Raw genomic sequence first — 15,609 nt, 5'->3', positions numbered from 1 at the left:
ATACAGTTAATACCATAATTGCAATAATAGGTGTGCGTATTTCCATAAATTTATTATATTACATTTAGCAAACAACAACAACTTCAACTATATCTGAAGCAGGTAGGAAGTGTATCCGGGAATCTCAAGGCCTCCGCCGAAATCTATCGCTTTTCCCGTGATAAGATCCGTGGCACGGCCGGCCCTTGCATCAAAGTGAGCATGGTAGGGATTCTCATCTGCATTTATCACCACTAAAACTCTGTCATCTTCTGTCTCTCTCTCGAAAATGCACTGGCGGTTGGTAAGTACCAGTGATTTGAAGCCGCCGTAATTAAGGGCCTTGGAGCCGTTTTGAGCCTTGCACAGTGCTGCGATGTGATCCGTTAAGTCATTCCACTGCGGGCTGTCAAAGCACGGCCGCAGAGCCGGATCTCCCTGCTTCTTGTCTGCCTTTTCACCCCACTCGCTTCCGTAGTAGATAGTGGGAATTCCGGGCATGCCAAACATCAGGGTATAGATCAGCTTCAGATGATTTGGATTATTCAGTGTGCTGGCAATCCTGCTTACATCGTGATTGTCCACAAAACTAAGCAGATGTCTTCCCTTGTACAGTGTCCAGTTCTCAGGTCCGAACTGCCTGAGCAGCGAATGGATTATCTCAAACATGTTCATGCTGTTCATGGCCGAGAACATGCCCTTGTAGCACTCGTAGTTGGTGGCGCTGTGGCATAGATCATCCCCCATGATGCGGTTATAGTCGCCGCCTATCATCTCTCCCATAAGGAAGAAGTCTTCTTTCCAGGAGGCTGTCTCGTGGCGAAGGCGTCTTAAAAAATCTGTCTCCACGCAGTAAGCCACGTCAAGACGAAGGCCATCGATCCCGAACTCCTCGATCCAGAATTTGACGCTTTCCATTAGGTAGTCGGTAACAGCGGGATTTCGAAGATTCAGCTTAACCAGGTCGAAATTGCCTTCCCAGCCCTCATACCAGAGGCCGTCATTATAATTGCTGTTCCCGTCAAAGCTTATATGGAACCAGTCCTTGTAAGGGGAGTCCCATTTCTTTTCAAGGACATCCTTAAATCCGAAAAAACCGCGGCCTGCATGATTGAACACTCCGTCAAGCACTACTTTTATACCTTTCTTGTGGAGAGCGTTGCAGACCTTTTTGAAATCTTCATTGGTTCCAAGACGCACATCGATCTTTTGGTAGTCCCTGGTGTTATATCCATGGGTATCGGACTCGAATACCGGATTAAAGAGTACCGCTCCCACTCCCAGCTTTTCAAGATGCGGGATCCAGTCTAAAACCTTAAGTATCCTGTGCTCAAGCTTTCCGTCATTCTCAAAGGGTGCACCGCAAAAGCCCAGGGGATATATCTGATAAAAAGAAGTTTCATAAGCCCACATGCATTGTTTCCTCCTTATAGTTAACATCATTACATATTTCTATTTTACATTAAAAAGTGTACCCGGAATAACTTCCGAAAATTTTAATTTTTTGTGTTGACAACAGACTTTCTTCGCGGTATATTATCTTAGTCGGCTGTGACAAACAGTCACTTCCGAATGAATATGGCGAGATAGCTCAGCTGGCTAGAGCACGCGGTTCATACCCGCGGTGTCGAGGGTTCAAGTCCCCCTCTCGCTACTAAAAAGGAAGCGTTTATCGCTTCCTTTTTTTGTGTCTTCTGGCATTGCTAATTTGCATCGCAGCTTGCTCGTCACCCCCGCAATCTCTTCCGCCGGCGTCACTTGGAAATATTTCCTGGAAAAAGAAAAATATTACCTTGTTCCCATCATTTTGAGATAAACAGTACTCCCAATGTTCCTGGACCACAATGAGATGAAACAACGCTTCCTGCGCGGGTTTCAAGGATTTCTTTAAACACGCCGAGGCCGCTAAGATACTCTCTTACAGCTTCAACAACTTCCCTGTCGCATCCTGAATGGGTTATGAACACACGCTCAGGTCTGGCATTCTCTAGATCAGCCTCCATGTCTTTGACATAATCAAGCACATAGCGTCTGCTGGATCCGCGATATTTCTTTTCCGGGTGCATTGCTCCGTCAGTTACTGCAATGCGTGGATGGATCTTTAATGTCGTACCAAAGAAGGCTGCAAGCCCCGAACAGCGACCACCTCTATGAAGGTAGACAAGGGTATCGATTACAAAACTTGCTCTGACCTTATCCCTGGTATTCTCTATCTCTTCAACAATTTCTTTTGCTGCCTTTCCCTCTTTAGCCAGTTCTGCCGCATATACTACCAACAGGCCAACTCCGGTGGAAAGATTGGCTGAATCTATGACATGAACTCTGTCAGACATGCCAAGTTCCTGCGCCGCAAGCCTTACATTATTGAAGTTTACTGACATGGACGAAGATATAGTAAAAACAATATATTCATCCGAACCCGCAGGATCCAGGAATTTTGAGATATCTTCAATGCTGGCTGCTGCTGTCTTGGGCGTTTCCCCATGTTCATCAGACCACTTATAGATCTGTTCAGGAGTAATATTGACGCCATCCAGGTACTCCTCATCTCCTAGTCTTACATAAAGCGGAATTATTCCTATGTTGTATCTCTGAACCAGTTCCTTTGACAGATCACAAGTACTATCTGAAAGTATTTTTATCATTTTCTTTTCCCCAACAATCAAGCGCCTCTGTTCTCTTCTTTCTTGATTTCCAAAGTCTTAGGAAATTCCAACTTCTCGGTGCTTTCTATATTTTCTTTTGCATAGTTTTCGTATGCTTTTCTATAGTGCTTCTGGCGAGCCCAGATATCATCTGCTACAGGTCCCCACTCTTTTGAATAATTATCGCACTTTGCGCAGAGGTGCTCAACGCTTTCCTCTGATTCTTCATTGGTACCATGGGCTCCAGATCTTGCCACCATCTCACGAAGAAGCTCAGGATTTTCAAGCATTGGGCATGGTCTTAAATGGTTCTTATTGAAAGGCTGTCCCTTGTGATATTCCATGAAAAGAGGGCTCTGAAGCATCTCAAGTATTGAATGAGTATGAATATTAGTGTTGGAGAAGTGGATAAATACGCAGGGCTCTGCATCTCCACTTGAATTGATGTGGAAGTAGTTTCTTCCGCCAGCGATACAGCCACCAACTGCCTCTCCATCATTCTGGAAATCCATAGGGAAGAACCCTATATCGCACTTGTCACTTCTAAGGTATCTGATTTGATCTACCATCTTTCTTCTCTGCTCTACAGTAGGCATAAGCTCTGGTACCGCATTATTTCCTACTGGCATATAGTGGAAAAAGAATCCAAATCTTGCGCCTTTTTCAGCTATGAACTCGATGAACTTAGGGTCAGTTACTGCCTCGATATTATTTCTTGTATAGCAGATGGAAGTTCCATAGACAATTCCGTATTTCTTAAACAGGTCCATGGCTTTCATTACAGCGTCATAATGACCAATTCCACGTCTCGCATCATTTGTTTCAGGAGTACCCTCGATAGAAAGCTGGAACGTGATATTTCCAAGTCTTACAACTTCCTTACAGAAGTCCTCATCAATTAAAGTGGAGTTGTCAAAAATAGAGAACTCAACATCATTGTGCTTTTCAGCAAGTCGCAGTACATCCTTTTTTCTTACAAGAGGCTCCCCGCCTGTCATCATGTATAGGTAAACACCAAGCTCTTTTCCCTGGGTAACGATCTTATCCATGTCTTCAAAAGACAGGTTGTGCTTAGGGCCATAAGTACCGGACCAACAGCCCTGGCAATGCATGTTGCAGGCACTTGTAGGATCAAAGAGAATAAGCCATGGGATATTGCATCCGTACTTTTCCCTGTTTGCCCTGATCATCTTGGTACCTCTGAAAAAGGCCTCATAACCAAGGTTGAGCATTGTCATCTTTGCAACGTGAGGATCTGTCTCATCAACTACTTTATTTATAAACTTGACCCATCTATTGTCAGGGTCCTTGAAAGCTGCTCTTACCTGATCAAGCTTGTCCTTTCTTGCTCCATCTTTCCCCCAGAATTTCTCTGCCTGATCTACGAGTTTTAAATACGTTTCTGTTCTGTTCTCAGCTTTGTCGAGATTTGCAAGAAATCTATCGATCAATAGGCTAAATGCCTGTCTCTGCGCTTTGTGAGATAAGTTTTCTACTAATTCCATACTTGTTATTCCTCCCCTTTAAGTGTTACAATCGTTTTGATGTTACAAGTGTAACGCCGCAGGAGATGCAATACAACGGCTCTACTCTCGGACATGACAGTAGAAGTGTCAATTGGCGCGACGTGACATAATCACTTATTTTGTAACAACAGGGGAAAAGAAATATGAAAGCCACTAAAGAGCCTTTGACAGAAATGCAGAAAAAAGAAGTTCTGCGAATGAATAACAAAGAGTCTAACCAGCTGACCAGAGAATGCCTTCAGCTTGCGCTTATGCACCTAATGGGCGAACACCCGTATGAAAAGATCACTGTCAGTGAGATCGTGCGTCGTGCTGGAGTTTCACGTACTGCCTTCTACCGCAACTATACTGACAAGGAAGATATTTTGCATGAACTCGGTAACAGACTGATAAAAAGAATAGCAGAAATTTGTGAAAAACCAGAACTGCATGAGAATCCTCATCAGTGGTTTGAAGATGTTTTCCGTACCATCCGCGAGGATAAAGAAACCATTGCCCTGTTTGATCAGGCAGGTATATTGAAACGTGAGCTCTTTTCCAGCAGGTCCATATCAGAACTTCTGTATCCTACAACAGATACAGAGATCAAATACATCAAGCTTGCTACAGAAGCAGCTTTTTTCCAGATACTTATCAGCTGGTTCAGAGAAGGGATGCAGGAAAGCGAACAGCGCATGGCTGATATATGCGTAGAAATGTTTGATAACACATTGAAAAAACTGCCATGAACTACCCTCACCGACTCCACGTCGGAAAGGGTTTCTGTTATGCCGCAGAGCGGCATGAACCTGCAGGATGCTCTACGCAGCCTGCAGAACAGGGCATGTCCACTATGCCTCTATCCCATTGGTTTACCTTTGGGAATACTTTCCTTAAGATATTTGCAGCTCCATTTATGTCTGCATTTGTTATTGTGCCATCGAAGTGTCTGTAAAGACCTCTCTGTATCCTCTTGCCTGAAAAAGCGAAGTTCTCTTTCGCATTCTTTTTATACACAGGGATATAGTCTTTTGCAAGGTAGTCTGCCTTTGATGTGTAGCTTTCTTCCGTGAGGGCAAACCTTATACCATATTCAGCAAGTTTGTATCTGAGCATGTCTGCAAATATCAGCATTGGTATCTGCACAAAGTTCTGGTTATTGACATGTCCAATACCTATCTCCTGTTTCTGGTATGTATTATGACCCATCACCACAACGTCCACATGGTTATCCCTTGCATAGTCTGCAAGCTGTCTGCTCACCTTATGGAACTGATCCTTTATCCTCCTGTTCCTCTTTTCAGTAATCGCATTCATCTTTCTTGTCCTGTACCTGTTGTTACAGGTCATGGCACAGGATGAGAGTCTTTTCATCTCCTTGTTGTAAAGCTGATTTATTGATTTGATCACTCCTCCCTTGATCACAAATGGCCTTGCACGAAACGTATTCACTACAGCTGCTATGTTGTCTGTCCCGGGATCGATGGCCATCACCCTCAAATCTTTCAGATCCACTATATCCGAAAGGTCAGAGAGGATATCCTTATCGCCCATAGGGATCAGCCCCTTGTCTGGAACCGACAGGACTACATCCAGGACAAAGCTGTTTCCACAGGGCTTTATACGCACTTCCTTAAGGCATGCTTCTTCATGGAGCTGGCCAAGAGACAGCTTATCCCTGGTACCGGGAAACTTAAGACAGCCATTATTGATCCTGCAGATCTGATTTGTCAGGATGGCTGTTTTGAACGAGCCCCGTGACATATATCCCGGCATCCTGGGGCGCCCCGTGAAAGCTTCATGATTTCTTCCATATGCTTTTACAGCTTCAAAGAAAGACTTATAGTCCCGAAGGAGGAGTTTCAGTATCTGCTGATTAGCCTGTGCCGGAAGGGCATAGTACGCCTTATCCCTTGTAACCTTTAGCAGATAGTCCAGACCATTGTATGAGAGCCGCTTACTGTTACCAAGATATTTAGTCCCTGAAAGATTATCTCTTACGAGCCTGTAAACCATCATCTGATTTGGGAAAAGAGGCTTGAACTCAGCCATTGAATCAACCGATGACGAATACTGCCTTAAGATGAAATTTGCCCTGTTGTACAGAACGGCTGATGATCTGCAGATATCCCTGCAGTAGTCATAGAGTATGTGGTTTTTGCTTATCCTGTATTGCCTTGTTCTGTACACGGTTGAAAATTCCTTATTAGTATTTTATAGTTAGTATTATAGCACACTTTTCAGAAATATGCAAACATTTGTTCTCTTTGGATAGGAAGTAAATTTATGCAGAAATCAATAGTAGAATCAGATATCCTGAACGAGTACAGAAGAGGCTCACATTCAGTATACAAACTCACATACCATGTAATTTTCGTGACTAAATATAGAAAGAAAGTGATCACAGATGAGATCGGTGATTTCATGAAGAATTACGCTGCTTACCTCTGTGGACGCATGAACAGTGAGCTCATCTCTGCAGAGACAGATGTCGATCATATGCATCTTTTGATCTCCATGCCACCTGATGTGGCACCTGTAAAACTAATCAACTCATTAAAATCGCAATTATCCAAGGAAGTAAGAAACACATATAGAACACATGTAGAAAAGTATCTGTGGGGAGATTCTCCCTTCTGGAGTGCAAGTTACTTTTGTGCTACCACCGGGAGCGTTTCACTTGATACTATTAAGAAATACATTGAAGATCAGCGAGCGGAAGAGCACAAACGAAAATACATTAAGACCGGGAAGTACAAAAAGAAAAGCTAGTTCGATTCATCCCGCAACCGACTTCATCGGAAGGGGTTTTCTCGCACGTAATTTATAATCCCAGAAGGGTCAACTTTGTAGAATGTAAACTGTTGACCCCAAATGAAGTATTGTAGCTGATGAGTCAACAGATGGACTGATTTTTGTTGACTGCAAATCACAGATTTAAATGTTGAATCAACGACCAGGGGTTATTTTCATGACCGCAAACATAAAAAGTACCACTTGCTTTTTAAGCAACACGATCACTTGTTGTGTGCCCAAATATAATGTATAATTTGGCCACAGAAAGGAGTAAAAAGTATGCAGATAGTTCCAATGAGAGACCTTAAAAACACTGTAGAAATCGAACGTTTATGTGCAGAATCCAATGAACCGGTATTTGTCACCAAGAACGGATATGGAAGGCTCGTAGTAATGGATATTGACTATTATGAGCGGACCATGCAAAAAATCAATGAAGCAAGTCTTGTGAATAAAGGCATTACAGATTATGAAGCTGGCAAGGTCGTTAATGGCAAGGAATCTTTGAAGAAACTGAGGCAGAAACATGGCATCTCAGAACTATGAATATATTTTTACTGAATCTGCCGAAGCTGATATCGATCTCACATTCTCATATATCAGTGATACATTGAACAATCCTGAAGCTGCATCAGACCTGGCTGATGAAGCCGCAGGCCCTGTATTTATGCTTGTTTACGGGAGAACAAATGGTTCAAGTCCCCCTCTCGCTACTGCTTAAAAAGGAAAGCATTCGTTGCTTTCCTTTTTTGTTGTCCCTAAGACCATCTCTTTTTTCTCTATACCCCTAATGAAGTTTTTAAGTTCTTTTTAGGATACTCGAATACAATTTCATCATAAGAGGCAAACACTAAATTGAGGGAGGTAAAACTGATATGAAGAGAATTGCCCTTATTCCTGCTTATATGCCGGATGACAAAATGATTGCAATTGTCAGGCAGCTATATGACGCGGGTTTTGAAATCATCATTGTAAATGATTGCAGTTCAGATGATTGCATCAGAGTATTTGAAGAGGCTTCGCGATATGCCAAAGTGCTTAGTCATGAGAAAAACCAGGGAAAAGGTAAAGCGCTGAAAACAGGTCTTGAATTCATAAACAGCATTTATGAAGCTCCTTATACCATTGTCACTGTCGACGCAGACGGACAGCAACACACTGATCTTAGAGATGCTGACCGGCATGAATATACCGTTCTATGCAGCAAAGATACTCACAGAGATAGTTCTTTTTGCGTTCAGCTATCTTATCCAGCGAAGCTTTATATTCACGAAAGGAAGGGATCATAGCATGAAAAAGAATCTTTGGCCGGTAGTTTCAACAGTCCTGCTAGCGGCTTTTACAATCTACATCACACTGGACACCTTTGTTATCAGCAAGGGCTATAATACAAATGCTACAGAAATGAACACTGCAATGTTTGCAGAGGCTGCCGATACTTCTGATGAATCAGCAGGCAGCATCGCATCAAAACACAGTAAAGGGTCCGGAAAGCATCATTCTTCGTCTTCCGAAAAAAACGCCACATCTGATGATACTTCAGCCTCCTATGCGATTTCAGATTCAGCTAACGGCTATACCGGAGAAAATACCGTATCTACAGATGACTACACTATTACGTTGTCTGAATATTATCAGAATGAAACCAGGATCTACGTTGCCGATGTAACCCTCTCTTCTGCCAGATTTTTAAAGACCGCTTTCGCAGATGACACCTATGGAAAAAATGTGACGGCAACCACTTCATCTATCGCAGAAAGCAACGGAGCCGTACTGGCCATAAACGGAGACTATTACGGAGTTCAGGAAAGTGGATATGTTATAAGAAATGGCGTCGTCTATAGAAGCACGGCAAACGGTTCCGACGTGTTGTGCATATATGCCGACGGCACAATGGAAGTAGTAAATGATGCCGAATATACAGCAGAGGAACTCGTTTCAATGGGTGTCTGGCAGGCATTTACTTTCGGCCCTGCTCTTATAGAAGACAGTGAAGTTGCAGTAGATACAAACACTGAGGTAGACAGAGCCAAGACCAGCAACCCGCGAACTGCCATCGGAGTCATTGATGCCAACCATTTTGTTTTTGTGGTATCAGACGGAAGAACCTCCGAGAGCGAAGGCTTAAGCCTGTATGAGCTTGCAAACTTCATGAAAGATCTGGGGGTAACAACTGCCTACAACCTTGATGGAGGCGGATCGTCTACCATGTATTTCAATGGCTATGTTATCAACAATCCCACTTCCGGTGGAAGCATCAAAGAACGAAGCGTCAGCGATATCGTATATATTTGAGGACCGGTGATAAACGATCAGAAAGGATCTGACTATGGAAAAAGAAATAAAGAAGAACTTATTCTACAATACTGTCTGGGCAGCATTTCTTGCGCTCTTTGGCGCCATATATGAATTATTCAGCCATGGCGTAACATCCTACTACATGATTTACGCCTTTGCCCTGCCGCTAATCATGGGTGTTTTACCTTATGAAGTTATGCTCATCAAAGATAAATTTCCCGGCAAAGCCTTTGCTGACATATGGAATACAGCCATAGCCACATTAAGCATAGGCTGTGTATTTAAAGGCGTTCTGGAAATCTATGGCACCACAAACCGGCTGATAATTGTTTATCCTATTGCAGGTGTTGTACTGGTGCTCATAAGTCTTTTGTCAATAAAAACCCAAAATCCTTTTGCAAAAAGTCGTAATGCTCTCTGATTGCCATATGTTTCTTACGGATTATTAACGTTTTCCTCTTCAGACTGATTGGACAGATCTTCTTCGATTTCCTCGGAGCTGCTCGCGCTGCTTGCATCCTCTTCTTTATCCTTATCTGATTCTTCATCGGAACCTTCTTCGGATGCGTTGTCTTTATTCTTTTCTTCCTCTTCCGCCTTCTTTTTCTCTTCCTCTTCCGCCTTTCTTCTCTCTTCTTCCTCCTCGGCCTTCTTTCTCTCTTCCTCTTCTTTGGCTTTTTTTATTGCTTCTTCCTCTTCGGCTTTCTTTTTCTCTTCCTCTTCTTTGGCTTTCTTTATTGCTTCTTCCTCTTCTGCCCGCTTTCTTGCTTCTTCCTCTTCCGCTTTCTTTTTTGCTTCTTCCTCTTCTTTTAAACGAAGTTCCTCTTCCGTTTCCTCACTGCTTTGAGCACCGGCATCAGAGGTATTCTGATTTTCCGAGGTTCCCATCATCATGTTCATAAGATCCTGAATATTGCCTTCGTCAATTCCCGAATCATCGGTTATCGTAGCCTTGATTCTGTTTGGATCAGGCTTAATATATTTAACTACATATTCACCTTCATCAGATATTCCGGGCACAGGATGCTCTACTATGTACCTGAATATTGCCTCGCATCCTTTTCCGGAATAATGAAGTCCGTCACCGCCATTATACTCAGACTTGACCTGCCCGTTGGATCCTTTGAGGATTTCGGCTATATCAAGATAGAAAATGTGTTTCTCCTTAGCCGTTTCCAGCAGAAAAGCATTATATTTGTCTATCCATGCGTTCTGGACAGTCTTTTTGTAAATTCCGTTATCATCGACGGGGCCTATCGCCACAAGTACAAGATTGGAATTAGGCGCCATCTTTGCCACATTATCTATGAGTGTAAGAAATGTATTCTGATAATGGGTCTCGCTGGGATCATTGATTCCGTTTACTCCCAGAAGAATATAGATAACCGGAGCCTGATGAGACTCCAGATAAGATTTTAAAGTGTATTCTTTACCGGCATTGTTAATAAATTTATTGGATGAAAATGATGGATGGGATATTCCGATCTGCGCCAAAGCGGCATCATCGTTGAAAAAGCCGTAGTTGACCATCGCAACCGTTCTGGAATCGCCCAGGAATACACATCTGTTAAGATATCCGTCCTTCGCACCTTCTTTTTTCGCAAGCACAGTTGTATCCGGAGTTGATTCGCTCTTCATTCCTTCGGTTGCCGTCTCGACTACAGGCATATCTTCCCCATCCAAAGCTGCATTTGGGGCGCTGCCGTCAACAGTGGTTTCCTCACTTACAACATTGGAGAAGCCATTGTCCATGTAACCTTTTCTGACCGCCATAAGCAGAATGATTGCAAGGGTAACCGCAAAAATGACCGATGAGATGATGATAATTTCCCTTTTTCCAAGGCTTTGCATCATCTCCTCAAACCGGTTACTATTTGTATCTTTTCTTAGTTTCCTATATTTCTTTTTCTTCATCCGGATCCTGTTCTCCTCTAATGAAATCATCGGTGGTGCATATAGTAGTGTCTTTCAAAAACAATTTCCGTATCACTTGAAAGATCTTCCCTGTAAACATAGCCAAGTCTGTCAAACTTTCTGATTTCTTTTGCCTCTGTAATATTGTTCTCGGCCATGTATCTGACCATCTCTCCCCTTGCCATCTTGGCGTAGGTGCCTTTGGTCACAAGCTTTCCGTTCACAAGCTCACCAAAAGTGACTGTAATGTAGCAGTCTCCGGGCTTCAGGTACTTTTCAATGCACCTTGAGTATTCCTTCGAAGCAAGATTGATGATCACTCCGGAATCATCTTTTACCTCATCATACAGTCTCGAACCCCATAGATCGTACAGATCCCTGTATCCGCCAATAGACGCTTTTGCCTGCATCTCCAGCCTGTATGGCGTAACTCCATCCATAGGCTTAAGCACGCCATAAAAGCCTGACAAAATCCGCAGATGTTCCTGCACATAATCAAAAGAGCTGTCTTCAAATACAGCGGGTGCCATATACTGATAGGCAATCCCCTCATAGGAAATTATAGCCGGAGTCAGTCTTTTATGGAGATCCATTTCTTTGATACGCTTAAAATTCTGCTCAGCTATTTTGTCATTGCATCCCCACAGCTTCTGCAAATCGGCGCCTGACTGTTTTCTGAGCCAGTCAAGGATCTCCTGTGTCTGATCAAGGAAAACAGGAAAATCCTGATATTCAAGCACATCAGTATATACATTCATTTTCTTGGCAGGGGAAAGGATTATCCTCATTGCAGCTCTCCCAGCATATTTTCCGGATCCTCAGCCGCTTTAACCTTGTCATTTGCTCTTATGATGATTCCATCCTCATCAATAAGATAAGTTGTCCGGACTACACCCATGGATACTTTTCCGTAGTTCTTCTTTTCTTTCCAGACATCATAAGCCTCTATTACCTTGCGCTCCGGATCGGCCAATAATGTAAATGCCAGACCGTATTTTTCTTCGAACTTCTTATGGGAAGCCACAGTATCTTTGCTTATTCCGAGTACTACCGCACCCTTCTCTGTAAACTGAGGATATCTCTCCGAGAAACCGCAGGCCTGCTTGGTACATCCGGAAGTATTGTCCTTCGGATAAAAATACAGTATGACCTTCTTGCCTTTATATTCTTCCAGCGAATGAACTACTCCGTTCTGATCAGGAAGTTCAAATGCCGGTGCCTTTGTTCCCACTTCCAACATAATGTCTTTCTCCTTTGCAACTGATTTTGATCCCCGGAAGACTTACCGGTTTACCTGCTCACAAATCTTTTCAGTTCTTACCCTTTATTTAAACAGACTTGTTACTGTATTCATTATAGTCTTATTTTCAAGGATGGCATCAAGGACACCGCCAAGCTGAGATTTCTCCCCCTTTAAAAGAGCCATCGCAGCCTTCTTGGTATCGGAATCCGCTGCTCTGTAGAGCTCAAGAAGCTTCTTCTCGGCAGCAGTAACCTTAACGGAAGTGCCGGCGGAGGTTGTCTTCTTTGCCGTTGAAGCCGTTTTCTTTGCAGTGGTAGTCTTCTTTGCTGCAGGCTTTTTGGCTGCTGTAGTCTTCGCTGTAGTTGTCTTTTTTGCCGTGGTTGTCTTCTTAGCTGCAGTTGTTTTCTTTTCGGTAGTTGCCATCTTGAGCCTCCTTGTGATTTTTATTAATGGTCCACGGGGACAAAGTCACGGGACCATTTTTCTGGTATTCATCCTGTTCTAATGATACTATGAAAAAGCCTGATATTTAAATGCAAATTACGTAATTGGAGTGATTCTTATGGAAAATAATGCCAATAGTGGATGCAAGAGATGCCTTTTATACGAAATGGCGGGAAAAGACGATGTGATTGCCCAGGTTGAAAAGACAAGGAAGCTGCTTTCAGAAGACGAAAGAGCTACCGATGAGGAGTATAAAAAAAGGCTTGCCACCTGCAAAGACTGTGACAAGCTTATTGATGCCACATGCCTTAAATGCGGCTGCTATGTTGAGATCAGGGCACTGTCAAAAGGCGCCCGCTGCCCAGCGAAGAAGTGGTGAGCACAGGCGTAAAATATGGTCCCATGACTTCGTCCCCTGGGTCAAAAATGGTCCCTTGACTTAAGTCCCCGGGGACCACCCGGGTATTAAAAAGATCCGCAGCATGTGCCGCGGATCTTTTTGTATAGTGCAATTCTATTACTGAATTGTAAATCTGTTGAGGTTTCCGTTGATGGTATCAACAGCTTCAGATACTGAGGAAGCAGCACTTGCAACAAGTTCTGATGAAGATGCAACTCCCTTGGCTGCTTCTGTTACTCTTTCTACATTATCAGCGATCTCCTGAGTTGATGCTGACTGTTCTTCAGATACTGATGCCATATTGGATGCAACATCATTGACCTTATCCATCTGTCCTGCCATTGTGGTAAGTGTCTCGTTGGCATCCGACAGCTGCTGAGTGATTTCTTTGAATGTAGTAGCTGCATTATTGATAGACTCTGCGCTGGAATTGATAAGCTGTGTATTTGTCTCTGATTTCTCCGAAAGCTGCTGAACTCTGGCTGACATTTCTTTAATAATATCAGCAATCTGTTTTGTGGCATCTGCAGAGTTCTGGGCAAGCTGTCCGATCTCCTGGGCAACAACAGCAAATCCTTTACCTGCTTCTCCTGCTCTTGCAGCCTCAATGCTGGCATTGAGTGAAAGAAGATTTGTCTGCGAAGAAATGGAATTGATAAGGTCAACAATCTGATTGATCTTATCGGCAGCCTCGTCAACACTTGAAACTGCGTCAGCCATATCCCTCATGGAATCAACTATGTCGTTCATCTCATTGGCAACGCCGGCCATCTCATGCTGTCCGGAATCAGCTTTAGATACAAGCTCATTCATTGTCTCTTCTATCCGCTGTTCCTGCTCTGTTACACTGGCAACTGTCTGAGCAAGAACTGTTGCATTTTCAGCAACCTCATTAACAGCCTGTGCCATGTTTTCAATGTTTTCACGGATCTGATTCATGCTGGCAGACTGTTCATTGGCTGCCCCTTCAAGATCTTCGGCTGTACTCTTGGAGTTTTGCGCATCTCCCAGAAGTCTTCCGGAAACATCTTTTATCTCACTTAAGGATGATCTCATACCGTTTACAAAATCGCCCATGGCATTGTTCATGTAAGCAATCTCGTCATCTCCGTTTGAAGAAATATCAACAGTAAAGTCACCGTTTGAAATCTTTTCAATATTACCTGTAAGGCTTGTAACAGGGTTCTTAATAAGCTTTTTAAGAACGATGTTCATAATTATGATAACAGCAACCACCGCAACTATTGAAACAATAGCAAGTATAACCACAAGTCTGTTAAGAGCTGAGAGTACTTCTTTCTGCTTAGCATAGGCTATTACAAACCAGTCTGTACCGCTGACCGGAGAAGCAGCAAGGTAATACTTCTCTCCTCCTATCTTAACTGTGGCAACTTCATGAGTTTCTTTTCCCGCTTCCTCTGCCACAAACTTGCCAATTGCAGTAAGGAAAGGATCATCAGTGATATCTGCTATGTTGCTTCCGCAAACATCGGCATTCTTATATGTAAGCAAAAGGCCCTGACCTGTGATCATCATTGCGCCACCGGTCTGGTAAATCTTAACATTGCCAAGCTCTTCCTGAACACTTGACAGGAACATATCTGCCGCAAATGCGCCTTCACGACCATCCTTCAGGTGAACACGTCTGATAACCGATGCACAAAGGCCGCCGGTAACCTTATCAAAGTAAGGAACGTCATAGTAATAGAACCAGCTGTTGGTGTATGTCATGGCTTCCTTGTACATGACATTTTCCGTACAGTCTTCAATCTCGTATGTGGGATCTGCCGGGTAAAGAAATGTCTTATCATTGAGCATTAAATAAGTTCCGGTGGGAAGAAGTGCATATCTTCCAACTGTTCCGGCAAGATATGACATCAGATTTTCATTGGAAGCAAATTCATTCTGCTCAACAGAATCAGCAACTGCATTCAGGTAATAGAATGTAGAGTTAAGTTCTCTGTTTACTTTGCTGGCATCTACAGAGACTTCATTCTCTAAGGAATTGTAGATAAGATCGCTGATCATTGAATAACCCAGAGAAAAAATGGTCGCTTCTGAAACGATGATCGTGATGATCAGCAGCGCTACGAACAGAAGTGAAATCTTGGCGCTGATTGCCTTTGGTGATGTACCTGATTTCTTAGACGGGTTTGCACTCATAATAGACCTCCATATAGAGACATGTTTATAATTTGCGATAACTTCGCTGTAATTAAGTATACACAAAGATTATAAACATTATATTAAGTAAATCTATAATCGTTATAAAAAACATTTCAGCATACCAAATGGTCCCATGACTTAAGTCCCCGGGAACCACCCAGGGGACCAAAATGCAGAGGCAGCCACGCGCAAAAAAGTCCCTGACCGTTTCCGATCAGG

Annotated in this window: 17 protein-coding genes and 1 tRNA gene; 9 read left to right on the top strand and 9 right to left on the bottom strand. The window is 43.1% G+C overall.

Features of this window, described 5'->3' with window-relative positions; genetic code table 11:
- Positions 1-87: 87 nt before the first annotated feature.
- Complete coding sequence (locus T456_RS0100925; RefSeq protein WP_024864475.1) at positions 88-1,392, bottom strand: alpha-amylase family glycosyl hydrolase; 1,305 nt, start codon at positions 1,390-1,392, stop codon at positions 88-90.
- 167 nt (positions 1,393-1,559) lie between these two features.
- Between T456_RS0100925 and T456_RS0100920 the strand changes: the two genes are divergently transcribed.
- Positions 1,560-1,633: transfer RNA gene (locus T456_RS0100920), tRNA-Met, on the top strand.
- Positions 1,634-1,781: 148 nt separating this feature from the next.
- Here the strand turns inward: T456_RS0100920 and T456_RS0100915 are convergent.
- Together T456_RS0100915 and T456_RS0100910 are read right to left on the bottom strand one after the other, a co-directional pair.
- Positions 1,782-2,624: a DegV family protein gene (locus tag T456_RS0100915; RefSeq protein ID WP_024864474.1), complete on the bottom strand. Its 843-nt coding sequence runs from the start codon at positions 2,622-2,624 to the stop codon at positions 1,782-1,784.
- A 17-nt stretch (positions 2,625-2,641) separates the two neighbouring features.
- The gene (locus T456_RS0100910) at positions 2,642-4,129 is read right to left on the bottom strand and encodes a radical SAM protein (protein ID WP_024864473.1); all 1,488 of its coding nucleotides are present in this window, start codon (positions 4,127-4,129) and stop codon (positions 2,642-2,644) included.
- Positions 4,130-4,293: 164 nt separating this feature from the next.
- Here T456_RS0100910 and T456_RS0100905 point away from each other — a divergent pair, with 164 nt between their 5' ends.
- Complete coding sequence (locus tag T456_RS0100905) at positions 4,294-4,878, top strand: TetR/AcrR family transcriptional regulator (RefSeq protein ID WP_024864472.1); 585 nt, start codon at positions 4,294-4,296, stop codon at positions 4,876-4,878.
- Positions 4,879-4,915: 37 nt separating this feature from the next.
- Here T456_RS0100905 and T456_RS0100900 read toward each other — a convergent pair whose 3' ends face one another.
- On the bottom strand, positions 4,916-6,319 hold the full coding sequence (locus T456_RS0100900) for an RNA-guided endonuclease InsQ/TnpB family protein (RefSeq protein WP_024864471.1): 1,404 nt from the start codon (positions 6,317-6,319) through the stop codon (positions 4,916-4,918).
- 96 nt (positions 6,320-6,415) lie between these two features.
- On the opposite strand from T456_RS0100900, the gene tnpA reads away from it, so the two are divergent.
- From tnpA to T456_RS18865, 6 genes are all read left to right on the top strand, one after another.
- Positions 6,416-6,901: an IS200/IS605 family transposase gene (gene tnpA, locus T456_RS0100895; protein WP_051464940.1), complete on the top strand. Its 486-nt coding sequence runs from the start codon at positions 6,416-6,418 to the stop codon at positions 6,899-6,901.
- Positions 6,902-7,204: 303 nt separating this feature from the next.
- Positions 7,205-7,471 carry a type II toxin-antitoxin system Phd/YefM family antitoxin gene (locus tag T456_RS0100890; protein WP_024864469.1) on the top strand — a complete coding sequence of 89 codons (267 nt, stop codon included), beginning with the start codon at positions 7,205-7,207 and terminating at the stop codon, positions 7,469-7,471.
- Complete coding sequence (locus T456_RS0100885; RefSeq protein WP_024864468.1) at positions 7,452-7,646, top strand: hypothetical protein; 195 nt, start codon at positions 7,452-7,454, stop codon at positions 7,644-7,646. Before T456_RS0100890 ends, T456_RS0100885 begins: the two co-directional genes overlap by 20 nt.
- A gap of 154 nt (positions 7,647-7,800) precedes the next feature.
- On the top strand, positions 7,801-8,214 hold the full coding sequence (locus tag T456_RS0100880) for a glycosyltransferase (protein WP_024864467.1): 414 nt from the start codon (positions 7,801-7,803) through the stop codon (positions 8,212-8,214).
- Position 8,215: 1 nt separating this feature from the next.
- Positions 8,216-9,220: a phosphodiester glycosidase family protein gene (locus T456_RS0100875; RefSeq protein ID WP_024864466.1), complete on the top strand. Its 1,005-nt coding sequence runs from the start codon at positions 8,216-8,218 to the stop codon at positions 9,218-9,220.
- Between the two features lie 34 nt (positions 9,221-9,254).
- Positions 9,255-9,644, top strand: coding sequence for a hypothetical protein (locus tag T456_RS18865; RefSeq protein ID WP_051464939.1), 390 nt, complete (start codon positions 9,255-9,257; stop codon positions 9,642-9,644).
- A gap of 14 nt (positions 9,645-9,658) precedes the next feature.
- Here the strand turns inward: T456_RS18865 and T456_RS0100865 are convergent, their stop codons facing one another.
- The 4 genes from T456_RS0100865 to T456_RS22710 all read right to left on the bottom strand — a co-directional run bounded on the left by T456_RS0100865 (position 9,659) and on the right by T456_RS22710 (position 12,803).
- Positions 9,659-11,137, bottom strand: a complete 1,479-nt coding sequence (locus tag T456_RS0100865; RefSeq protein ID WP_024864464.1) for a GDSL-type esterase/lipase family protein — start codon at positions 11,135-11,137, stop codon at positions 9,659-9,661.
- Between the two features lie 26 nt (positions 11,138-11,163).
- On the bottom strand, positions 11,164-11,925 hold the full coding sequence (gene yaaA / locus T456_RS0100860) for a peroxide stress protein YaaA (protein WP_024864463.1): 762 nt from the start codon (positions 11,923-11,925) through the stop codon (positions 11,164-11,166).
- Entirely contained in the window at positions 11,922-12,377 is a 456-nt protein-coding gene (gene bcp / locus T456_RS0100855) for a thioredoxin-dependent thiol peroxidase (protein WP_024864462.1), read from the bottom strand. Before bcp ends, yaaA begins: the two co-directional genes overlap by 4 nt.
- An 84-nt stretch (positions 12,378-12,461) precedes the next feature.
- Entirely contained in the window at positions 12,462-12,803 is a 342-nt protein-coding gene (locus T456_RS22710) for a hypothetical protein (RefSeq protein WP_024864461.1), read from the bottom strand.
- A gap of 139 nt (positions 12,804-12,942) precedes the next feature.
- Between T456_RS22710 and T456_RS0100845 the strand changes: the two genes are divergently transcribed.
- Positions 12,943-13,203: a DUF6171 family protein gene (locus T456_RS0100845; protein WP_024864460.1), complete on the top strand. Its 261-nt coding sequence runs from the start codon at positions 12,943-12,945 to the stop codon at positions 13,201-13,203.
- Positions 13,204-13,341: 138 nt separating this feature from the next.
- On the opposite strand, the gene T456_RS0100840 is transcribed toward T456_RS0100845, so the two are convergent.
- Positions 13,342-15,387: a methyl-accepting chemotaxis protein gene (locus T456_RS0100840; RefSeq protein WP_024864459.1), complete on the bottom strand. Its 2,046-nt coding sequence runs from the start codon at positions 15,385-15,387 to the stop codon at positions 13,342-13,344.
- Positions 15,388-15,609 lie beyond the last annotated feature (222 nt).

The organism is Butyrivibrio sp. FCS014 (genome assembly GCF_000526935.1).
Classification (GTDB): domain Bacteria; phylum Bacillota; class Clostridia; order Lachnospirales; family Lachnospiraceae; genus Butyrivibrio.
This window is presented reverse-complemented; position numbering and strand designations above follow the sequence as displayed.